Consider the following 22,250-nt stretch of genomic DNA (forward strand, 5'->3'; position numbering starts at 1 on the left):
AGACGCTTCTTATCTTTACTATTGTTTGCTACCGTCTATGATTAAGTCAAGGCGACCTGTATTTGGATCAACTACTAATCCATGAACGGGCACATCTTTCACCATTAACGGGTGATTGCGAATTGTATCTACGCTTTTCTTAACACTTGTTGCTACGTCGCCAAAGCCACGTAAAAACTCTTTTAAATCAAGACCTGAATTTTCTACCGTTTTGATAGTTTCAGGGTTAATTCCTCTAGCAACCATTTTACTTAGCATTGCTTCTGGGTCAACTGCGCTCATACCGCAGTCGTAATGTCCAACAACATACACTTCATCTGCTTGTAGTTCATAAACAGCTACAAGTAAACTACGCATAATTGCACCAAAAGGGTGACTAACTAATGCCCCAGCACTTTTAACGATTTTTACATCGCCATTACGTAAATTCATAGCTTTAGGTAACAGCTCTACAAGTCGAGTATCCATACACGATAACACAACGATGCGTTTATCAGGATACTTTGTTGTAATAAAAGGCTCATACTTTTTTTCTTGAACGAAATCTTCATTAAATTTAAGAATATCTTGTAACATTGTCATGAAAGATTGCTCCCTTCCCTACAGAAATATTTTAGAGCAAAATGATCAATATGCAAATAATAATGACAATATTCACGCAATTTTTTTAAGAAAAAAAGAAGTTTAGTAATCTTTTAGCGAAATGAAATAAGTAAAAAAATAAAAAACAGCTACGTTATGTAGCTGTTTTTTATAGATAGATTAGAATTTTTCACTTGGTTTTGGATCTATAGTTACTGAAGACTTAGTATCTAAACCAACTTGTAGGTAGTGGATGAAGAATCCCGTAGAAATTAGTAAAACGGCTGAAAAGCCTAGTACAGTCGTAATGAACATAATAAAAGCTCCTCTCTACTGAAATAATCTACAATAATATCTAAAGTAATTATACAATAGGTTGCTAGGAAAATCTAAGGAGAATTTATGACATCCATAAGATACCTAGTCTGGACTAAGATTAGTAGGTATAAAATACTTAAAATGCCTAGTTTTTATTACAAAGAACAGATTCTTTTTTACCTATCCGCAGTAATGTTATTTATATTCATTTACCTCAAGATTGATCGTAAAGTCATGCGTCAAGCTTTGATTTAGCTCATTCTTCAATAGCTCTCCAAACGACATTCTCTTTCTACCCTCCATACGAAAATAATAGGCAGCATTCTCTGTAGCAAGACAGTGAAATAGGTAATTCCGTACCTTTAGGTGGTGAAAAAAGTTTTTTGCCCAAGCATAAAGCCGAATCCATACGCAATTATGCCGAGGTATAATTGATTAAATAGAGGAAAAAAATAAATGATTCTTTAGAAGCACTTTAATTGTGAGAGTGAAAAAAAGTATCGTCTGACACACCAATAAACAGTTGTTTTACACTATTTTCTTATAAAATTTTAGTAATTATCTGAAGTGGTTTTTGATTGTCCGTCGAATAGCTTATATAGTGAAATTGATATTTTTAGGTATTTACTCCTTCTTTTACGACTCATTCAGCAAATTTTAATAATTTTGTGTTGAAGGATAATAACAAATTCTTAAGTGATTTCAAATAAAGACAATTTAATGTATTATTCTTAATTCGATATAATCAAATATGGTCGGAAAGTGAATAAAAAGTATTTATTACATCGAAAAAAATGTGAAATACATTTATACTATATTAAAATTATGGAAAAAAAGACGAAATAAAGCTTAATAGGAGATTTGGAGGTTCTAGAATGGATATATCGTCGATTGTAGGGTTAATACTTGCGCTAGTAGCGCTATTAACAGGAATGGTGCTAAAGGGTGTAAGTTTAAGTGCGTTTTATAACCCAGCTGCCATTCTAATTATCATCTTCGGTACAATTTCCGCAGTAACAATTGCCTTCCCAATGAAGGAGTTAAAGCGTGTACCAAAGCTATTTAAAATTCTTTTTAAAGAAACAAAATTAGCGGATGATATTGAGATTATTAAGATGTTTTCACAATGGGCTGATTTAGCTCGCCGTGAAGGTCTACTAGCGCTTGAAAGTAAAGCTTCAGAAATAGAAGACCCATTTTTGAAAAACGGACTTACGTTAGCAATTGATGGTCAAAATGCGGATTATATTCGTGACGTCCTAACAGAAGAAGTCGAAGCAATGGAAGAACGTCATGCTAGTGGTTCTGCAATCTTTACACAAGCTGGTACATATGCCCCGACTTTAGGGGTACTCGGTGCGGTAGTAGGTTTAATCGCCGCGTTAGCAGATATGAATGACATAGAAAAGCTAGGACATGCTATTTCAGCTGCTTTTATGGCTACATTACTAGGTATTTTTACAGGTTATGTTTTATGGCATCCATTTGCGAATAAATTAAAACGTAAATCTGCTATCGAAGTTAAGCAAAAAAGAATGATGATTGAAGGCATCCTTTCTGTCTTAGAAGGGGAGGCGCCACGTGTTATCGAACAAAAATTATCTTCTTACTTAACAATGGAAGAACGTCGTCAAATTTCTGATGAAAGCGGGGCGGGCGGCCTTGGCAAAGAAAGCTAAGAAAAAAAAGCATGATGAGCATATCGATGAGTCTTGGTTAGTTCCGTATGCAGATATTTTAACGCTGCTATTAGCAGTATTTATCATATTATTTGCATCAAGTTCAGTAGACCAAGAAAAACTAGAGAGAATGTCAGCTGTGTTTAATCAAGTATTTGATGGTGGTACAGGCTTTTTAGAGCAGCCTGCACCGATAGAAAGTCCAAATGCAGAAAGTGACAAAACACCACAACAAGCGCAAAACTCCGCGTATTTAAAGGATCAGAAGGAGTTAGCTGAAATTAAAGATAACGTTGATAATTTTATCGCAGTTAATGAGATGGAAGGTCAATTTGCAACAGCGATGACTGATGAGGGTTTACTTGTAACAATTCGTGATAGTATTTTGTTTGATCCAGGGAAAGCAGAGATTAAACCAGAATATAATTCGATAGCTAAAGAACTTTCAGATGTATTAGTATCTAATCCACCGCGTAGTATTGTGATTACGGGCCATACGGATAATGTTCCAGCTGGTCCTAACTTCACTTCTAACTTACAACTCTCAGTATTGCGTGCAGTGAACTTCGCAGAAATTTTAATAAACAGTAACTCGGAGTTAAATCGTCGAAACTTTAGTGCACAAGGTTTCGGTGAGAACCGTGCCATTGCACCAAATGATTCTGCAGAAGGACGTTCTAAAAACCGTCGTGTAGAAGTCTTAATACAACCTCTTGTCACTGAGGATGGTACTGCTGCAAAAAAAGCAAAATAGAAAAAAAGCTATTAGTAACAGGCTTTGATGCCTTATTGCTAATAGCTTTTTATTTACAAAATCCTATTTATTTGCGCAAAGCGCCTAATTCAGCAACGATAGCCTGCATTTCGCTCGGACTAAATGTATCACGCTTCATGACCATTTCGTATAAATAAACAAGATCTTCGTAATCAGCTTCATTGAAATTTTCCGATTTCATTGCATCGACATTCACCATACGAAGCTTTTCTTTCATTTGATCAACCATATAAATAACGTTCTCTTTTGACGGTACTGATAAATCCATTATTTAAACCTACCTTTCATCATCCTCGGAAATATCATTTCATTGAATAAAAAAAATGTCAACACTGATTTGGGCATTGCTTTAAAAATAGACTGTTATTGGGTAGAATAAGGGCAGTAAGAAGTTAAAGCCTCTGGACGGCAAGTATGTCGAGGCGTAATTAATTTATTATTCTAAAACACATTTAAAACAGGGGGTATTTAATATGGGACGAAGTAAATTATTAGCATCCATCGTAGTTGGTGCTGCAGTTGGTGCTGCGTTAAGCATGTTGGACCGTACAACGCGTGAAAAAACAATAGCTACAACGAAACAGATGAAAGAAGCAATCACGTATTATGCAGCCAATCGAGAGGAATTACAAGTGCTAGTTGAGGAAAAAGTATTGGCCGCAAAAGTGCTATGTGAAGGTGTGTCAGAAAATGTAAATTCGATTGCTGATAAAGTGGATGAATTTAAAGAATTACCTTCCACAATCGAAAGCATGATTAATGATACAAAAGCAGCCTTTGCTTTACCTGATAAAGAATAGTTGTTCGTACAGGAGGAAATTTGTATGAAAAAGAAAAAAGCATCGATACGTACAGCTGTTGGTGTGGTGAAATCATTTGTCTCACCAGACGAAGACACTGTAGATGTAATGACATCGAGAGGCTTTATGCAAGATTTAATTCTCCGCTTTCAACGAGTGGAAATATCAGCTCTTGCCGCAGAATTGGCTTATTTCTTTTTACTATCTTTTTTCCCGCTATTAATTTTTTTAGTTACATTACTACCGTATTTGAATTTAGAGACGACGCAAGTGTATTCCTTTCTGGTGAATGTTATGCCGGACGAGGTATATAGGCTTATTGAAAATACATTAAATGAAATTTTAACAAGTCGTAATAGTAGTCTATTATCCATCGGGGTGCTTGGAACAATTTGGTCTGCATCTAAAGGGATTAATGCGTTGATTAGAGCCTTGAATAAGGCCTACGATACAGAAAATAGGGGGAGTATATTAGAACGAGGGTTATCCCTTATTTTCACTATAGCATTTGTCGTTGTTTTTGCTGTCGCACTACTTTTACCGGTTTTTGGGCAACAAGTGGGGCATTTCTTATTTTCGATTGTTGGCATTGAGGAGCAATTTGAAATTATCTGGCATAGAATGCGCTGGTGGATACCACCTTTACTTATTTTTATCGTATTAATAGGGGTCTATAGATTTATTCCGAATACAAATCCACGTTTGAAATTAATGAGTGTTTGGCCGGGTGCATTGTTTTCGACTTTGGGCTGGCTGGCAGTTACGTTCGCTTTCTCCTTTTATATTAATAATTTTGCGAATTATTCCGCTACATATGGCAGTATTGGGGGCGTAGTTATTTTAATGCTTTGGCTATATTTCACGGGAATTATTGTGATTTCTGGTGGCGTTTTAAATGCGACGATGCAGAAAAAAGCATTGCAAAAAGAACTTGTGATGCAGGAGACTTTAACAAATAGTTAGGAATATTAAAAAGGACAGCCTCGAAATCACGTTTTGTGATACGAGGCTGTTTGTTTTAGACGTTTTTATTCAGCATACGTAAGCCGTTTAAAATAACTAAAATGGTGCTACCTTCATGACCGATTACACCTAGGGGTAAATCGACGACTTGTAAAAAGTTTGAGGCAATTAATAAAACGATAACGCCGATTGAGAAGAAGATGTTTTGTTTGACGATCCGTTGCATTTTGCGTGATAAGCGTACGGCATAGGCAATTTTTGATAAGTCATTTTTCATTAAAACGACATCAGCTGTTTCTAAAGCAACATCTGTTCCTTCTCCCATAGCGATTCCGGTAGTGGCGGTTGCTAATGCGGGTGCATCATTAATGCCGTCACCGACCATGCCCACAAATTTATGTTCAGAAAGAAGTCGTTTCATCTCAGTCACTTTTGTTTCAGGGAGACACTCTGCGACGTATTCTGTCACACCTGCTTCCTTGGCAATTACCTTTGCTGTCTTCTCATTGTCACCCGTTAGCATGACAACATTAATACCTAGTTCTTTTAGTAATGAAACTGCTTTTTTTGCTTCGTTTCGCACGGTATCCTTTAAGGCTGCCAATGCAACGATGCCATCTTTGTCACGAATGAAAATAACCGTTTTTCCTTCTGAAGCGAGTTTTTCTGCTACGCCATTTGCAAATTTATTTGCCTCATCTACACCAACAAAATCTGGTTTACCAACAAGGTACTCGACCTCATTAACGTAACCTTTAATACCCCAACCTGGAATATCTTTAATAGTGGTCTGAGGAAATTGTATGATCCCTTCTTTTCTTGCGAATAAAGTAATTGCTTGAGCAAGTGGATGGTTCGATTGAGCTTCAATACCCGCAAGGATGGACATTGTATTTTTACGGTCTGATCCTTCGCGAACAATGAAATCAGTAACGGTTGGTTTACCTTGTGTTAAAGTGCCTGTTTTATCTACTGCAAGTGCACGCAATGCACCTAGGTGCTCTAAGTGTAAGCCTCCTTTGAATAGCACACCATGTTTTGCACCATTTGAAATGGCAGCAAGTGTTGCTGGCATAATAGATGCAACAAGTGCGCACGGAGAAGCAACTACTAGGAGTACCATTGCTCGATAGAATGTTGTCGTCCAGTCCCAACCTAGTACAAAGTGAGGTAGAAACATCATGAGGGCAACGGCAAGTAGCACGAATTTCACATAAGTACCTTCGAATTTTTCTATAAACTGTTGTGATGGAGATTTTTCACTCTGAGCACTTTGTACAAGTTGAATAATTTTTTGGAATAGTGTTTCAGAATTTGGTTTTGTCATTTCCATTGTAATGGCACCATTTAAGTTCACTGTTCCTGCAAATAACTCGTCGCCTTCCTGTTTTGCTACTGGAAGTGGTTCGCCGCTAATTGCAGATTCATCGATAGAAGACTGCCCTTTAAAGATTACACCGTCTGCCGGTACACGTTCACCGGGCTTAATAAGTAGGTGATCACCAATTTGTAGAGTTGATACAGCAACTTTCATTGGTTCAAAACCACCACGAACAAGCCATGCCTCTTCGGGTTGTAAATTCATGAGTGCAGAAATTTCACGGTGACTTTTGTTCATTGCGTATGTTTCAAGAGCACCACTCACAGCAAAGATGAAGATTAGAATAGCACCCTCCGTCCAATAACCTATTGCTGCTGAACCAAGCGCGGCTAATACCATCAATAGTTCAACGTTAAGCGCCTTATTCTCAATGGTTTCTTCAATACCTTCTTTTGCTTTAGCAAATCCACCAACGCAAAATGCAATAATATATAAAAGAATAGAAGCTGTTGTTTGCTCGCTAGTATCTAAACGCCATGCAAGCAAAATAAACAAACCTGCTATAAGGGCGGCGATTAATTCAGCATGTTCTTTTGTTTTCTCAATTAAGCTAATGTTTTCTCGATTAGTATACTCCATTTTTATCCCTCCTGATAATGAAAATCAATATCAAAATCTATATAAATCAATGATTATAAACTTTTTCTAATTGAAAATAGATTTCAATTAACTTCTTTCTAATTTAGAATTATTATAACAAAGGAATTTGGAAAAAGAAAGTGTGAAATTAGAAAGGACTTTAACTTTTTTCAGCAGGCCTAAGCACGAAGTCGATTTTAAACGCAATTATGCCGAGGCATAATTGATAGAAAGTGGAATATAAGTGGAATTAGATGGAGTTTGGGGTGATTGTGAGGCTTTTTGAAATGTTTTTGAACAAATGAAAAGCACAGATATTCATAGGAATATTCTGTGCTTTTCAAATTTGTGTAGTAAAAATGGCTTAACTTCTGAAAGAAATTGCTTCTTTATTAGAATACTCGTTCTGAGTGAAGAGCAAGTTTTTCTAGAGATGATTTATCTACATCTGCGTGTAGTGAGTTACCGTGAGAGTCCATTGTTACAACAGCTGTGAACTTCTCAACGTTTAAGTGCCACATCGCTTCTGGAATACCGAATTCCATTAGGTCAACACCGTCAACACCTTTAATGCAGTCTGCGTAGTATTGTGCAGCACCACCGATTGCATTTAAGTAAACGCCACCGTGTTCTTCTAATGCAGCAAGTGTTTTTGGTCCCATACCGCCTTTACCGATTACAGCGCGGATACCGAATTTTTTCATGATGTCACCTTGATATGGCTCCTCACGAATAGAAGTAGTTGGACCAGCTGCTTTTACTGTCCAGTTACCTTCTTCGTCTTTTGCCATTACAGGGCCACAGTGATAAATAACTTGTCCATTAAGATCAACTGGAGCATCGTGGCTCATTAAATGATGGTGAATTGCGTCACGGCCTGTATACATACGACCAGTGATTGATACAACGTCACCAACTTTTAGAGAGCGAATTTGTTCTTCAGAAATAGGAGCAGTAAGTTCCACTACATCTGTAGTAGTATCTTCTGTTGTTGCTGCAACTTCATCTTCTTTAAATGTAATTTTTTCGCCTTCTTGATAATGCCAGTTAATAATTTCGCCAGTTTGAGGATTGATGTCCACAGCCATACGACGGTATGCCCAGCAGTTATAAGCTACTGATACGTAGAATGAAGCAGGGATACGGTGCATAACACCAATTTTACAACCAAGTAATGTTGCTTCACCACCGAAGCCCATTGTACCGATTCCAAATGTATTAGCAGTTTTCACTACATACTCTTCTAACTTAGCAAGTTCAGCATTTGGATTTGTATCTTCCACATGACGGAATAATTGTTCTTTCGCTAAGTCGTAACCAGAAGAGCGGTCGCCACCGATACCTACACCGATGAAACCAGCTGAACAGCCTTGACCTTGCGCTTGGTATACTGAGTGAAGGATACATTTACGGATACCATCTAAATCACGACCAGCGCGGCCAAGACCTTCAACCTCACAAGGTAGGCTATACTGAATGTTTTTATTTTCACAGCCGCCACCTTTAAGGATTAATTTAATTGTGATATAGTCTTTTTCCCATTGTTCGAATTTCATAACAGGTAGACCGTCACCTAGGTTATTACCGCTGTTAGCACCTGTTAATGAATCAACCGCATTTGGACGCAATTTTGCATCTGCAGAAGTATCGACAATAGCTTTTTTAATAGCTGCTTTAATTTCTAATTGGTTTACACCAATAGGAGTATAGATTTTGAATGTTGGTAGACCAGTATCTTGACAGATTGGTGATACATTATCTTCTGCCATAATAATATTATTTGAGATTGTGTCTAAGCTCATTGCCGCACGAGTACCTGAAGTCTCAGCTTCTTTAGCTTTCTTAATAGCACGACGTACGTCTTTTGGTAGATTCGTAGACGTTTCAGTAATTAAATCATAAAGACTTTTCTCCAAAGTTTGGATATTCATTTAGTATTGCCCCCCATAAAAATTTGATTATTCCCACGTAATATTATACTCTTTTCAACTAATGAAAAAAAGAGTTCAACTCATTGTGGTCGGAATTAAAGGCCTATTCTCAAAAAGAGGAAATATAAATGTGAAATTATGTTAATCAATTTATTGTTAAGGTTGTAATAAGATAATTGCAGCAGGGTAATAAATAATATCTTAAGAGGAATATAGTAGGAATCGAAGTCGTTTTCCCGAGAAGCAGATGGATTTAAGAACTGGTAAGATAAAACTTCCGAGAAGCACTTGATTTATGGACTTATTTGATTATACCTACCGCTGAACGGAAGTTTCTTGCCTTATTCATATGCTATCGATTCATCATAATTAAGATTGTTAAAACGGAACGTTTGTTCTATAATTAATGTGAATTTACTTTAGGAGGTAATAGAATGAAGTTACTTAATTTACCTGAAGCATTTGAACAAAATAGGACTGTAATAGAGGATACGATACAGCCGACTGTATTGATTGAAACGGAAGTACGAAAAACTTCTTTATTTGAAAGTAAGTTTGCTGGCGATCCGTATTTTCCACTGTCAATGGAGTATCCGAAAAGTCCAGAAGGGCAACCATTAAAATTACTAGCTCAAATTAATTTTGCAGATGTTCCGAAGCATTTACCAAACTTCCCTAAAGAGGGAATCTTGCAGTTTTATATTGATGGCTACGATGATGTACTTGGGATGGATTTTGACAATGGTCAAAATCATGAGGGCTTCCGCGTTGTTTTTCACGAACATATTGTTAGTGATGAGTCACAGTTAGTACAAGATTTCTCGTTTGTTGAAGCGAACGAAGAAGAATTATACTTTCCTGTGGAAAAAGAGATGGCATTGTCCTTTGGAACAGGCTATGAACCATTATCAGCAAATGACTTTAGAAGTGAAAAAACATATGCGAAGATCCTTGTTGCTATCGAAGACGATGATCAATTAGTAGACTCATTTTATGAAACATTAAATAGTACAGGTCATAAAATCGGGGGATACCCATTCTTTACTCAAGAAGATCCAAGAGCTTATGGTGACTATACAGATTCAACAATTTTGTTGCTTCAAATTGACAGTGTAGGTGATCATATTCTGTGGGGGGATGTCGGGGTCGGCAACTTTTTCATCACAGAGGATGAACTAAAACGTAAAGATTTTAGTAAAGTTCTATATAATTGGGATTGCTATTAATTTAAATAAAAAGCAAGTGGATGCGTTTCCACTTGCTTTTTATCAGTTATTGTTCACGAGCATTAAATTGCTCCATTTTGTCCTCTAAATCATCCATCATTTGAATTAAACGATCAATATCCTCTAATTCAGTTGTTTCAGGATCGATGGCATCTAAAACTTCTAAAAACATTTCAAGACGCTCTTTTAAGTAATTCATTTGCTGTTTTTTATCAGTGATTGGATTTGACATACGTACACCTCATTTCGTCCCCTCCATCTTAGCTGATTCGGGACTAAATTTCAATGTTTAGGTAAACACCTAGGACTTAGCGATTATTTTAAAAAATTAATAGACAGAATATTTACAATATTGAGGGCGTGTGTTAAATTAATATTAAGAAAAAGCAAAGGAGCTGATTTAAAAAATCTAAAAAGACTCTAACTCGAAAAGGAGGGAGTTTAAACAAGTACTCGGCCAATATAAAAGCCGAAATTCGTGTTTATACAATTAAATGGAGATAAGTGTTAGTTAGGCCTTAGCGTAAAATCACATGTGGTGAGCGCTAAGGCTTTTTGGTATGCTGTTCTTTGGAATAATGATTGGATGTTGGAGGAAAAGATGACGTACTTCTCAGATTACAGCAAAAAAAGATTTGCCGTTCTAGTGTTGATTGTATCTATTTCAGGCTTTTCACAAGGGATGCTTTTACCGTTAATTTCAATTATTTTCGAACGTGATGGGGTATCCTCCGCGTTGAACGGATTGAATGCAACAGGTCTATACATAGGAACTTTATTAATCTCACCATTTATCGAGCAGCCATTACGAAAATGGGGCTATAAACCGATTATATTAATTGGCGGTGCATTTGTGTTTGTTTCACTGCTAATATTTCCTTTATGGAAAAGTGTGACTTTTTGGTTTGTCCTACGCTTACTCATTGGAGTAGGAGACCATGCATTACACTTTGCGACACAAACGTGGATTACAAGCACCACAGATCATAAAAGCTTAGGAAAGGGTATGGCCATTTACGGCCTGTCCTTTAGTACAGGTTTCGCAGTTGGACCTTTAATGGTGAAACTTATACAAGTTGCAGAAGCATTACCGTTTATTGTGTCCTCTGCTATGTGTTTATTTGCATGGGCTTTTGTATTCCTTTTACATAATGAAAAACCAGAGCGTTTAACGGGAGACTTACATGCAAGAGGCTGGCATCGTTATAAAATAGCCATTGCATTTGGATGGATTGCATTTTTAGGGCCATTCACTTATGGATTTTTAGAATCTGCTTTAAATGCTTTGTTCCCGGTCTATGCTTTACGTAAAGATTTTGACGTCAATATGATTCCTATTATGTTATCAGTCTTTACATTTGGCGGAATATTAACGCAGGTGCCGCTTGGTGCAGTAGCGGATAAAATAGGACGACGTTATGTCCTGATGATTGGGTCATTTGGAGGGGCTATTATTTTTGGGATTGCCAGTTTTTTAGAGTATTCTCAAATGGCAGTAGCCGTAGCATTTTTCTTTACAGGTACATTAGTCGGTTCGATGTTTTCATTAGGTATTACTTATATGGCAGACCTAACACCAAAAGAGCTTCTACCAACAGGAAATCTGCTTTGTGGCATTGCCCTTAGTATCGGTAGCTTAACAGGGCCATTTTTAGGCGGCATTTATTTAGAATATGTAAATTATAGCTTCCTTTTATTAGTAGCGATGCTTTTGCTAATTATAGCTATTATTTTGTTAGTATTTGGACGAAATAAAAATAAGCGAATAGTGTCGATGTAATGTCTTTTTGAAATCATCCTTGAAGCGGAAAGAAGAGAGTCAGTCAAATAGTTCGGGTAGAGGAAGTAACAGCTCGAGTAAATTGCTAGCTTGGAAGCTTTTGCGCTATGTATAATTTTGGACAAAATAAAAGAGCGGGGCTCATCTTCCCGCTCATAAAACAAAAAACGCCCAGCAAATCCGTGCTGTTATGGCGTTCTTTGCGTGACAAGGATGTTCCGTCCAAGTCACATAGGTTTGGCACCTAGAATGATATTATACAGACAAGCAAACATAAAATCAAATAAAATTTGCTGACAAGTAATATTGGGACTTTGATGTCTATCGCTATATAATAGAAGAACTTTAACTTAGATGACTAATCCATGCAGCCAGAGCTGTCCATTACATAGTAAAATAAAATACAAAACGGGCGTCTCTTAATTTTAGGAGACGTTTGTTTTGCTTTTATAAGAACTCATTTTTTAGGGTGCATCGAATTAGTATATAAAATGGACGATTTTAAAACGAAAAGGACGCCTAGAGTATACCTCAAGACGTCCTTCTTCACATTATTTATTTTTCAACACAAGCTTCGCAACGCATTCCACCTGTGCCGTTTGTGCAAACATATCCACTGGCTGGATATACTCTACATCATAAAACTTCGATAATTCATTTAAATCCTTCGCTAATGTTGACGGATTACAAGACGTATAGACAAAGCGCTTCGGTTTTAGCTTCAACACCGTGCGGATAAACTCTGGTGCTAGACCTGTGCGTGGTGGATCCACTGTAATAACATCTGGTGTAAATCCTTCCTTGCGCCATTTTGCTAAAACACTTTCTGCTGTCCCGACTGCGTATTTTGTATGCTTGAAGCCATGGTTACGTGCATTTTTACGTGCATCCTGAATGCTTTCTGGAATAACATCCATCCCACGAACTTCTTTTGCTTTGTCAGCTAGCCATAAACCGATTGTTCCAACACCGCAGTAAGCATCAACAACTGTTTCTCTGCCTGTTAATGCTGCTGCTTTTTTGATTTCATCATAGAGATGAACAGTCTGTGTTGGATTCAGTTGGAAAAAGGCACGAGCTGATAAATCAAAGGCTAATTCACCAAGCTCCTCGTGAATCGTTTCCTTACCGTCGAGGACAATCGTTTCGTCGCCAAAGATTAACGATGTTTTCTCACGATTAATATTTTGAGCGATCGACACGATGCTTGGGTCGGTTTTTTTAATACGTGCAATGAGCTCGGCTAGATGTGGAATTTCCTTACGTGTTGTGACAAGCACGACTTGTGTTTCACCTGTACGAATCCCTGTACGAACAACAATCGTACGCACTAAGCCATCAAGCGTACGACCATCGTAAATAGTAATATTCAGTTTTTGTAAAATTTTACGTGTTGCCACCGTGATTTTTGATGTAATCGGATGTTGCACTAGGCAATCATTGATGTTCAGTAACTTGTTGCTACCTTCTGCAAATAGCCCTGCATAGACACGCTTACCCTCTTTACGTACTTGATATTGACTTTTGTTTCGGTAATTCCATGGATTATCCATCCCTAGAGTTTTACGAACTTCGACTGAATTAGCTAATGGTTTAGCATAACGTTCTAATGCTTGAACGACGATATCACGCTTTTCAATCAGTTGTTTTTCATATGTCATATGTTGAAGCTGACAGCCGCCGCATTCGTTGTAAACTGGGCATGGTGCTTCCTGGCGATGTTTTGAAGCTTTGCGAATCGTTACTATTTCTGCTTCAGCAAAATTTCGCTGTGTTTTAGTCACTTGTGCTGTAATTTCTTCACCAGGAATGGCACCCTTTACAAATACGACATTACGCTTATAAAAGCCTACGCCTTCACCATTAATACCTAGTCTTTTTATTATTAGAGGAAATTTTTGTCCTACTTCCATTATTGTTTGTTGCGTCAAGCTTTCCACGTCCCTGTTCTTTTAATATCATCTCCCCATTATAACTAAGGAGTAGACGATTGCAAAGCGACAGGGAAATCTTCATGTTCTAAAACTAAGTCGTTAAGAGATAAAAATGTATAGCCTTGTTTTTTCGCTTCAGCAATAAACCTAGGAAGAGCTTCAGCGTTATCCTGCGCAACAGTATGCATTAATATTACGGCACCAGGATGAAGCTGTTCCATTAATGCGTTATACGCATAATCTGCGCCACGTCGTACATCCCTTTCCCAATCCTTAAAGGCAACAGACCAGAAAATATGACGATAGCCTTCAGCATTGCCTACCTCTAATAATTTCGCATTAAATGTACCTTCAGGAGGGCGAGCATATGTTGTACGTTCAATACCTGTCAATTCACGCAGTTTATCGTCAAGCTTTTTCCATTCTGTACGCATACCATCGGGAGTTAGTCTCGCCATATTTGGGTGACCATATGAATGGTTGCCGATCATATGGCCATCTTTAACCATGCGTTTCACTAAATCAGGGGCACTTTCTAAATAATGACCAGTTAAAAAGAAGGTAGCTGGTGCGTTTTCTTTCTTCAACGTATCCAAAATGCTTTCCGTAAACCCATTTTCATATCCGTTATCAAAGGTTAAATAAGCAACTTTATTATCAGGCTTTCCTTTATAAATGGCACCATATTTCTCAACTATCTGATCAAGCTGTGCCCCAGCTTCAGCTGGTTCACCGTTTTTCGCTCGTTTAATGCCCCAGTTGTATTCATCAGAGCCGGAGGCCGAAAATGGATTAAAGCTAATTGCCGCGGCAATAATAAAAGTAGCAATTACCGATCCCACTATATGCTGTTTCCACATAAAAACGCATCCTTTCTTTTTTATTAGAATGTGTTATTTTTTTAAAAATTATCCTACTTGATTTCATTAAAAAAGTTCCTTTTAAATAGGGAAATTTAACTTTTTTTAGCGGGAGTCTCCCACTTCTATAGGAAGAGAGGTGAATACTCGCGGAAGAGAAGTGAATACCCGCGGAAGAGAAGCGAATACCCGCTAACCAAGAAAGTACCTAAAAAGCAATACTCACGAAAAATGTTATAATGGTTATAGTGAGGTGTTACGAATGCGTGTTATTACGAAGATTGCACGTCAAAAAAACAATCCAGAACGTTATAATATATATTTGAACGAAGAATACGCTTTTCCTGTAGATGAGGCAATTCTCATTCAATTTGGGTTAACGAAGGGCAAAGTGCTTGAGGAATTTGATATTCAGGAAATTGCCTATGAGGATGAGATTCGAAAAGCTTTTAATAAAGGGTTAAATTTTTTATCTTATCAAATTCGCAGTGAGCATGAGGTTAAGAAAAAGCTGCTCTCGTTAGAATTTGGGGAAGCGGTTATTTTAGAGGCTATACAAAAGCTTAAATCGTATGGCTTTTTAAATGATGAGACTTACTCCAAGGCGTTGCTCGATACGAAAAAGGCTACGATGAAAAAAGGACCCAAAGCAATTAGGCAAGACCTTATGAAAAAAGGGATTGATAAAAGCTTACAGGATGAGGTATTGGCTACATATAGTCATGGGGAACAGGTAAAGCTTGCGACACAATTGGCTGAAAAGGTCATTCGATCGGAAAAAAAGAAAACGCCAACACAAATAAAAGTTAAAATTCAAGATTTTTTAATGAGAAAAGGTTATTCTTTTAGTGTTGTAGATGAGGTGCTTAGTCAAATAGAGATTGAGCAAGAGGAAGATGAATGGCAACAGCTACTTGATGTGCAAGGGGAAAAAGTTTGGAAAAAGTATTCATCGAAGTATACTGGTTTTGAATTGAAAATGAAAATAAAGCAGGCGCTCTATCAAAAGGGTTTTCCTATAGAAGTTATAGATCGTTTTATAGAAGAGAAGGAGAATGAGGAATGAACGAAAAAAATTATGCTGCGATGTCAGAGCATGAATTACGTGAAGAAATAGCTAGGATAAAGGAAAAAGCACGTAAGGCGGAACAGCTAGGCATCATTAATGAATTCGCAGTATACGAGCGCAAGGCTTTAATGGCTGCAGCTTATTTAGTGGATTTAGATACAATAATTCCTGGAGAAATGTATCGTATTGACGGTTCTGAAAATGAATTTTTCCAAGTGGATTATTTAAAAGGACGTTTCGCATGGGGCCATCGCTTAGGGGGCGAAAAATACCAAGAGGCATTACCTGTTTCAATGCTATCACCTGTAAAGGTGGGCAAATAAATGGATGAAAAAATTGAAAAGCTAACAGCTGAGTTGCTTGCAAAAAATCCAGAAATGTCAGTAGGGCGTGCACGAGTATGGATCGAGCTTTTATGGAGTGATTTTGAATCGACTTCTGCGAAAGCTGGTTACGCTTATCGCGGTACGGAATACACTGAAAATTTGGTGCGTCAATTAATTGCCAGCTATGGCGATAAACTGCATGCATTTGCGGGACGTAATCCCAAGTACGCACATTTACTTGATGCTAGTGATGATATGGTACAATAACAAAACCCTGGCCAAATTATGGCCAGGGTTTACTGATGTTTAATTACTTGCGCCAACTTGTAATTTTTTCTGGAGTTTATCTTCTGTAAAAATCCAGCCTGTGTATGAAGTGATAATCTCATTGTCCTCGTTTAAATGAGCGACAGCTACGAAAGGATAGCGATTATCACTACGGTAACGCAGATCAATTAATCTAACTTCTGTTAAGCCATTATCGAGTTCTGAAATTTCCCAACGATACAATGGTGAGAATGACACGAATGCAGCGAGATTGGGATCTTTCAATGCTATTTCAATAAGAGGCGTTTTCGGTAAAGGTTTTATTTCGAATTTATCGTAAATATTAACAGCTCGCCCATAAGCACGGCCAACATAATAATGCGTTTTAGATTTTGCTGCAATTCGCCAGTGGAAGAACCGCATTGTAGGGGCTACAATAACATACTCTTCATCCTGAATGGTATTATGCACAGCTTTCTTTACAGCCTTTTGGACTGCGAATCGTAAAATGTAGTAAACGATAATAATGAGATACATGATACTAAATGTCCAAACAGGATTAACACCAAATGCCCAAAGCAAAATGCCGATGCAATGTAGGGTGAAAATAATAGGATCAAATGTATTAATGACACCAAGTGCAACCCATCTTCTAGAAAACGGTCGAAGTGCTTGTGTACCATAAGCATTGAAAATATCAACAAAGACGTGAAGTGCTACAGCTAAAAATGTCCAAAGCCATAAATGAAACACATTTGCGTCTTGAATAAGAAGTGCTAAAACCGCTGTAATTAAGATGGGCCAAATAGCTACTGCTGGTAGTGAATGTGTAATGCCACGATGATGTCGAATATAAATTGCGTTGTTGCGCAGTTTTAAAACTGTATCGACATCAGGTGCCTGCGAGCCAATAATTGTACCTGCCATTACTGCGGTAAAGGTCATCGAATGACTTGCTACAACGGGATCAGCTAACGCAAGACCACCGAGGGCTATACCCATAACGAAATGTGTGCCTGAATCCAAAAATATCCACTCCTTGTATGCATCTAAATAGAGTACAATTTGCATACATGTATATTTCAATAATCCGTAATACTTATTAAGACTGTCGTGTTAAATCTTGAAGCTAGAAAATAATGGCGCTTTTTGTCGTTTTATACAGATGGTCTTTTTTTAATTGTATACTCTTTTTACTATAAATAAAATCGTAAAAACACTGGAGGTCACTGTGAATTATCCATATGTAACAGAATTTCGACAATCTTTAGTCGAATGGTTTAATGTTGAGAAACGTGATTTACCTTGGAGGCATACGACGGACCCTTATAAAATCTGGGTATCGGAAGTGATGCTACAGCAAACACGTGTCGACACAGTTATTCCTTATTACAATCGTTTCATGGAAAGTTTTCCAACATTAGAATTACTCGCGGAAGCTCCACAAGAATACTTATTAAAGCATTGGGAAGGCCTCGGCTATTATTCCCGTGCACGTAACTTACAAGCGGGTGTTCGTGAGGTATTAGAAAACTACGGTGGGGTAGTACCCGATAATCGCCATGAGATTTCAAAATTAAAAGGCGTAGGTCCGTATACTGCTGGAGCTATTTTAAGTATTGCCTATAATAAACCCGAACATGCAGTGGATGGGAATGTTATGCGTGTTTTAAGTCGTGTGCTTACTATTCATGATGATATAGCCGTTCCAAAGACTAAAAAGATATTTGAAGAGGCTGTTGAAGAACTAATTGATCCTAAAAATGCATCGTCCTTCAATCAAGGCTTAATGGAGCTGGGTGCACTTATTTGTACGCCAACTTCACCAAAGTGTTTATTATGTCCAGTTCGGGAATACTGTACTGCTTTTAATGAAGGCGAGCCTGAAAAATTACCTATCAAATCTAAAAAAATAAAGATGAAGCATCTCACATACGATGTGCTTGTATGTCAAGATGACAAAGGGCGAATTTTATTAGAGCAGCGTCCAGCAGAGGGTTTACTAGCTGATCTATGGCAGTTCCCAATGCTAGAGCATGGTAAAGATTCAATAGATACTTTTATTAATGATTATGCTATGAATGTTCAATCGCAACAGGATTTGCTGACATTTAAACATATTTTTTCACATTTAACATGGCATATAAATAGCTATTTTATGAAATGTAACTCAGCAGAAAAGGGCGAATGGCTGACTCGTGAACAAATAGAATTGTTACCAATGTCCGTTCCAATGCTAAAAATTTGGCAGGAAATAAAGGATTAATCTAGAAAATTATTTATATAAAATTTTTAGGCATAAAAGCATTCACCTCGGTACACAATAATGAGCGTGGAGGTGAATGAAAATGAAAAAGCAAAACAACCAGAATTTCCAACCGAATAAAAACATGCAACGTCAAAGTCAAGAATTTGGTTATGAAACAGACGTTAATGAAGTGCAAAAGCAAAATGCTAAAGCAGAGCAGAAAAAAGCTCAAGCTTCAGGTAACTTCAATAAAACTAACCAAGATCTTGGTGAATAACACTTTGTAATTGCATAATTGCATTTACCTCTGAGGAGCTGTCTAAAATCGAAAAGATTAAAAAAGGCAGCTCCTTTTGAATTTTTTTATAGCAAGATAGAAAACGGTTCAGGTGATAAGGAACTGCTCGGGTAGCTGATAAAACCATGCTCCGATACATGAATTTAAACAAAAAATTCCAATTAGGTTAGTGTTATGATAGCTTTAAATTAACGAAATTTAGTACAAATTTAAAAGAGCGCAGGGAAATTTGTGGTTTTCTAACTACACCTTTCGCCTACACATTGCTATAATATACTAGAGACTGCTAGATTTAGGTAGCATAGACGAAAAGGTGGGCTTCAAAGATGGCAATACCGGTAGAAGGAGAAACGATACAAATACATAGTTATAAACACAATGGCCGTATCCACCGTGTTTGGCAAGAAACAACGGTTTTAAAAGGAACAAAAAATATCATTATCGGTGCGAATGAGCGGACACTTGTGACAGAATCCGATGGTCGAACGTGGCTAACGAGAGAGCCTTCTATTTGTTATTTCCATGCGGAGTACTGGTTTAATATCATTTGCATGCTACGTGAAGATGGTGTGTATTATTATTGTAATCTAAGCTCACCATTTGTTTTCGATAATAATGCCATTAAATATATTGACTATGATTTAGATATTAAAGTTTTCCCAGATCTGTCTTATTCACTCTTAGATGAGGATGAATATGAGCTGCATCGTAAGGAAATGTCTTATCCAGATGTCATAGATAAAATTTTAAAGCGCAATGTCGATAAATTAATTAGCTGGATTCAACAAAAAAGAGGACCCTTTGCACCTGATTTTATCGATGCCTGGACAAGTCGATATAAGTTTCAGCTCGATATGCAAGCAGATGATTGTTAGTAGCACCTATTAGTTTTACTAATAGGTGTTTTTTTATCGGAAAAATAAGTAATTCTCTACCAGTGTTTTTGTTATAGTAATATTGTAAAGTATTACAAATATTTGGAGGGAAACTATGAATACAGGTTATATTATAGGTACATTATTTTTTTTGACTGGTAGTTTTATGTTGTTCATGCACAGACTTGTAGCTGAGGCGGTCCGATATTTGGGTCACTTTGTGAATGATTCTATACATATGAATAAGGAATTATACGTACCTTCTTTCGGGTTCATACTAGTAGGTTTAATCTTTATATTACTAGAATTTGTATATAAAAGATTAAAGGAAAAAATGTAAAAAGGAATGTTACATAAGCTGTTTGTAAAATAGTTCGTGACAAAGCTAAATTAACTGTATTTAAAACAAAATATTGCTATAATACGTTTGGGCATTCATTTTGTGGATGTCTGTTTCTTTTTATGTACGAAGTGATACAAGGAGTTCCCCTTGCATTTGCTAAAGGTTTTTTGATAAGGATGTGATAATGAATTGGGTAGTATAAAGCGTTATATGAGATTTGTAAAACCATATACATGGGAAATAATTTTAACGATTTTAATTGGTATAGTGAAATTTGCAATTCCGTTATTTATTCCATTACTCATAAAAATTGTGTTAGATGATATTATTGCTGCAGATCATTTAACGGATGCAGAGAAGACTAAAGAACTGTTTTATTGGTTAGGTGGCACGATCATTGTATTCTTTATTATTCGACCACCGATTGAGTATTACCGTCAATATTTTGCTCAAAATGTCAGTAACAAAGTGCTTTTCGATATTCGAAAACAAATATATGCACATTTACAGCGACTAAGTTTAAGATATTATGCCAATACAAGAGCTGGCGACGTGATTTCAAGAGTGATTAATGATGTGGAACAAACAAAAAACTTTATTATGACAGGCTTGATGAACGTTTGGCTGGACCTTGCGACAATTGTTATTGCAATCGGTATTATGTTTGCTATGGATGTAAAGTTAACGCTAGTAGCATTGATTGCGTTCCCATTCTATGCGTTTAGCGTAAAGTTCTTCTTTGGCAAGCTTCGGTCTTTAACACGTAAACGTTCACAAGCACTAGCTGGAGTGCAAAGCTATTTACATGAACGTGTAGCTGGAATGAGTATTATTAAAAGCTTTACGCTCGAAAAACATGAGCAAAAATTATTCGATGAAGCAAATGGAGAATTTTTAGAGAAAGCGCTGGATCATACGAGATGGAATGCTAAATCGTTTGCAGTGGTGAATACAATCACGGATGTAGCACCACTCCTAGTCATTGCTTATGCAGGCTATCAGGTTATTAATGGATCTCTTTCAATCGGGACGATGGTTGCCTTTATTGCCTATATCGAACGACTTTATGGTCCACTTCGTCGCCTTGTAAGTTCATCAACAATGTTAACACAGTCCATTGCATCAATGGATCGAATGTTTGAATTAATAGATGAACCTTATGAAATAAAAAACAAGGCTAATGCGTTAGAGCTACCTCGGGTAAAAGGTGAAGTTCGTTTTGACAATGTGAACTTTCAATACGAAGAAGAGGGCTCACAAATTTTAAACAATATCAATTTTACAATTAAACCTGGCGAGACAGTTGCGTTTGTAGGAATGAGTGGTGGAGGAAAATCAACGATCATTAGTTTAATTCCTCGTTTTTATGACACAACGAGTGGCACCGTATGTATTGATGACTATAATGTGCGTGACGTATCTCTACATTCTTTACGCTCACAAATTGGAATAGTCCTACAAGATAATATTTTGTTTAGTGATTCCGTAAAAGAAAATATTTTAATGGGTAAGCCAGATGCTTCTGATGAAGAGGTTATTGCTGCGGCAAAAGCAGCCAATGCACATGATTTTATTATGAGCTTACCAGATGGTTATGACACAAAGGTCGGGGAGCGCGGTGTGAAGTTATCAGGTGGACAAAAGCAGCGGGTAGCGATCGCTCGTGTGTTTTTAAAAAATCCTCCTATTTTAATACTGGATGAAGCAACCTCTGCATTGGATTTAGAAAGTGAGGCACTTATTCAAGAATCATTGGATGTACTTGCACATGAACGTACGACAATAATAATTGCTCACCGACTATCTACGATTACACATGCAGATAAAATTATTGTTATAGATCATGGACAATTAATTGAAAGTGGTACGCACGAGCAATTAATGCAAAAAGAGGGCACCTACTTTAGTTTATTCCAGGTGCAACATTTAGATTGATACACCACGTTATAATAGAAAAAATCTATAACATGGGATTAATTTCCATGACCTATGGTTTTTAGCAAAAATATCATCCCA

Annotated in this window: 23 protein-coding genes; 14 read left to right on the plus strand and 9 right to left on the minus strand. The window is 37.1% G+C overall.

Going from position 1 to position 22,250, the window contains the following annotated elements; all coding sequences use genetic code 11:
- Nucleotides 1-18: 18 nt before the first annotated feature.
- Both ACQKN4_RS16785 and ACQKN4_RS16790 read right to left on the minus strand, forming a co-directional pair.
- Nucleotides 19-582, minus strand: a complete 564-nt coding sequence (locus tag ACQKN4_RS16785; RefSeq protein ID WP_427484247.1) for a beta-class carbonic anhydrase — start codon at nt 580-582, stop codon at nt 19-21.
- A gap of 180 nt (nt 583-762) precedes the next feature.
- Complete coding sequence (locus ACQKN4_RS16790; protein WP_276207769.1) at nt 763-897, minus strand: hypothetical protein; 135 nt, start codon at nt 895-897, stop codon at nt 763-765.
- Nucleotides 898-1,775: 878 nt separating this feature from the next.
- Here ACQKN4_RS16790 and motA point away from each other — a divergent pair.
- Together motA and motB are read left to right on the plus strand one after the other, a co-directional pair.
- Nucleotides 1,776-2,579 (plus strand): flagellar motor stator protein MotA, encoded by an 804-nt coding sequence (gene motA, locus ACQKN4_RS16795; protein ID WP_079562711.1) that lies wholly within the window; start codon nt 1,776-1,778, stop codon nt 2,577-2,579.
- Nucleotides 2,563-3,333 (plus strand): flagellar motor protein MotB, encoded by a 771-nt coding sequence (gene motB / locus ACQKN4_RS16800; RefSeq protein ID WP_079562712.1) that lies wholly within the window; start codon nt 2,563-2,565, stop codon nt 3,331-3,333. Before motA ends, motB begins: the two co-directional genes overlap by 17 nt.
- 67 nt (nt 3,334-3,400) lie before the next feature.
- Here motB and ACQKN4_RS16805 read toward each other — a convergent pair whose 3' ends face one another.
- Nucleotides 3,401-3,622: a DUF1128 domain-containing protein gene (locus tag ACQKN4_RS16805; RefSeq protein ID WP_079562713.1), complete on the minus strand. Its 222-nt coding sequence runs from the start codon at nt 3,620-3,622 to the stop codon at nt 3,401-3,403.
- A gap of 205 nt (nt 3,623-3,827) precedes the next feature.
- Here ACQKN4_RS16805 and ACQKN4_RS16810 point away from each other — a divergent pair, with 205 nt between their 5' ends.
- Both ACQKN4_RS16810 and ACQKN4_RS16815 read left to right on the plus strand, forming a co-directional pair.
- Nucleotides 3,828-4,154, plus strand: coding sequence for a hypothetical protein (locus tag ACQKN4_RS16810; RefSeq protein WP_079562714.1), 327 nt, complete (start codon nt 3,828-3,830; stop codon nt 4,152-4,154).
- A gap of 24 nt (nt 4,155-4,178) precedes the next feature.
- On the plus strand, nt 4,179-5,117 hold the full coding sequence (locus ACQKN4_RS16815; protein ID WP_427484248.1) for a YihY/virulence factor BrkB family protein: 939 nt from the start codon (nt 4,179-4,181) through the stop codon (nt 5,115-5,117).
- Nucleotides 5,118-5,172: 55 nt separating this feature from the next.
- On the opposite strand, the gene ACQKN4_RS16820 is transcribed toward ACQKN4_RS16815, so the two are convergent.
- The gene (locus ACQKN4_RS16820) at nt 5,173-7,077 is read right to left on the minus strand and encodes a heavy metal translocating P-type ATPase (RefSeq protein ID WP_427484249.1); all 1,905 of its coding nucleotides are present in this window, start codon (nt 7,075-7,077) and stop codon (nt 5,173-5,175) included.
- Nucleotides 7,078-7,469: 392 nt separating this feature from the next.
- The gene (locus tag ACQKN4_RS16825) at nt 7,470-9,008 is read right to left on the minus strand and encodes a fumarate hydratase (protein WP_427484250.1); all 1,539 of its coding nucleotides are present in this window, start codon (nt 9,006-9,008) and stop codon (nt 7,470-7,472) included.
- Nucleotides 9,009-9,442: 434 nt separating this feature from the next.
- On the opposite strand from ACQKN4_RS16825, the gene ACQKN4_RS16830 reads away from it, so the two are divergent.
- Nucleotides 9,443-10,234 (plus strand): YwqG family protein, encoded by a 792-nt coding sequence (locus tag ACQKN4_RS16830; protein WP_427484251.1) that lies wholly within the window; start codon nt 9,443-9,445, stop codon nt 10,232-10,234.
- 46 nt (nt 10,235-10,280) lie between these two features.
- On the opposite strand, the gene ACQKN4_RS16835 is transcribed toward ACQKN4_RS16830, so the two are convergent.
- Complete coding sequence (locus tag ACQKN4_RS16835; protein WP_049668848.1) at nt 10,281-10,466, minus strand: SE1561 family protein; 186 nt, start codon at nt 10,464-10,466, stop codon at nt 10,281-10,283.
- 369 nt (nt 10,467-10,835) lie between these two features.
- Between ACQKN4_RS16835 and ACQKN4_RS16840 the strand changes: the two genes are divergently transcribed.
- Complete coding sequence (locus tag ACQKN4_RS16840; RefSeq protein WP_079562719.1) at nt 10,836-12,014, plus strand: MFS transporter; 1,179 nt, start codon at nt 10,836-10,838, stop codon at nt 12,012-12,014.
- A gap of 551 nt (nt 12,015-12,565) precedes the next feature.
- Here the strand turns inward: ACQKN4_RS16840 and rlmD are convergent.
- Together rlmD and ACQKN4_RS16850 are read right to left on the minus strand one after the other, a co-directional pair.
- Nucleotides 12,566-13,945 (minus strand): 23S rRNA (uracil(1939)-C(5))-methyltransferase RlmD, encoded by a 1,380-nt coding sequence (gene rlmD, locus ACQKN4_RS16845; RefSeq protein WP_427484252.1) that lies wholly within the window; start codon nt 13,943-13,945, stop codon nt 12,566-12,568.
- 44 nt (nt 13,946-13,989) lie between these two features.
- Nucleotides 13,990-14,808: a polysaccharide deacetylase family protein gene (locus ACQKN4_RS16850; RefSeq protein ID WP_323650759.1), complete on the minus strand. Its 819-nt coding sequence runs from the start codon at nt 14,806-14,808 to the stop codon at nt 13,990-13,992.
- 262 nt (nt 14,809-15,070) lie between these two features.
- On the opposite strand from ACQKN4_RS16850, the gene recX reads away from it, so the two are divergent.
- From recX to ACQKN4_RS16865, 3 genes are read left to right on the plus strand one after another with little or no spacing between them, the layout of a single operon-like run.
- A complete protein-coding gene (gene recX, locus ACQKN4_RS16855; protein ID WP_427484253.1) occupies nt 15,071-15,874 on the plus strand; it encodes a recombination regulator RecX in 804 nt (267 codons plus the stop codon).
- Nucleotides 15,871-16,200 carry a YfhH family protein gene (locus ACQKN4_RS16860; protein WP_079562722.1) on the plus strand — a complete coding sequence of 110 codons (330 nt, stop codon included), beginning with the start codon at nt 15,871-15,873 and terminating at the stop codon, nt 16,198-16,200. Before recX ends, ACQKN4_RS16860 begins: the two co-directional genes overlap by 4 nt.
- Nucleotides 16,201-16,470: a YfhJ family protein gene (locus ACQKN4_RS16865; RefSeq protein WP_079562723.1), complete on the plus strand. Its 270-nt coding sequence runs from the start codon at nt 16,201-16,203 to the stop codon at nt 16,468-16,470.
- A gap of 39 nt (nt 16,471-16,509) precedes the next feature.
- Here the strand turns inward: ACQKN4_RS16865 and ACQKN4_RS16870 are convergent, their stop codons facing one another.
- Nucleotides 16,510-17,496 carry a metal-dependent hydrolase gene (locus ACQKN4_RS16870; RefSeq protein WP_079562724.1) on the minus strand — a complete coding sequence of 329 codons (987 nt, stop codon included), beginning with the start codon at nt 17,494-17,496 and terminating at the stop codon, nt 16,510-16,512.
- Nucleotides 17,497-17,701: 205 nt separating this feature from the next.
- Between ACQKN4_RS16870 and mutY the strand changes: the two genes are divergently transcribed.
- From mutY to ACQKN4_RS16895, 5 genes are all read left to right on the plus strand, one after another.
- A complete protein-coding gene (mutY, locus tag ACQKN4_RS16875) occupies nt 17,702-18,736 on the plus strand; it encodes an A/G-specific adenine glycosylase (RefSeq protein WP_079562725.1) in 1,035 nt (344 codons plus the stop codon).
- An 82-nt stretch (nt 18,737-18,818) separates the two neighbouring features.
- The gene (locus ACQKN4_RS16880; protein WP_079562726.1) at nt 18,819-18,995 is read left to right on the plus strand and encodes a gamma-type small acid-soluble spore protein; all 177 of its coding nucleotides are present in this window, start codon (nt 18,819-18,821) and stop codon (nt 18,993-18,995) included.
- Between the two features lie 347 nt (nt 18,996-19,342).
- Nucleotides 19,343-19,891, plus strand: coding sequence for a nucleoside tri-diphosphate phosphatase (gene ntdP, locus ACQKN4_RS16885; protein WP_079562727.1), 549 nt, complete (start codon nt 19,343-19,345; stop codon nt 19,889-19,891).
- Nucleotides 19,892-20,006: 115 nt separating this feature from the next.
- The gene (locus tag ACQKN4_RS16890; protein ID WP_079562728.1) at nt 20,007-20,231 is read left to right on the plus strand and encodes a hypothetical protein; all 225 of its coding nucleotides are present in this window, start codon (nt 20,007-20,009) and stop codon (nt 20,229-20,231) included.
- 213 nt (nt 20,232-20,444) lie between these two features.
- Nucleotides 20,445-22,169 carry an ABC transporter ATP-binding protein gene (locus ACQKN4_RS16895; protein WP_170939012.1) on the plus strand — a complete coding sequence of 575 codons (1,725 nt, stop codon included), beginning with the start codon at nt 20,445-20,447 and terminating at the stop codon, nt 22,167-22,169.
- The last annotated feature ends 81 nt before the right edge of the window (nt 22,170-22,250 follow it).

It is taken from the genome of Lysinibacillus sp. NPDC093692 (genome assembly GCF_050280125.1).
GTDB lineage: Bacteria > Bacillota > Bacilli > Bacillales_A > Planococcaceae > Lysinibacillus.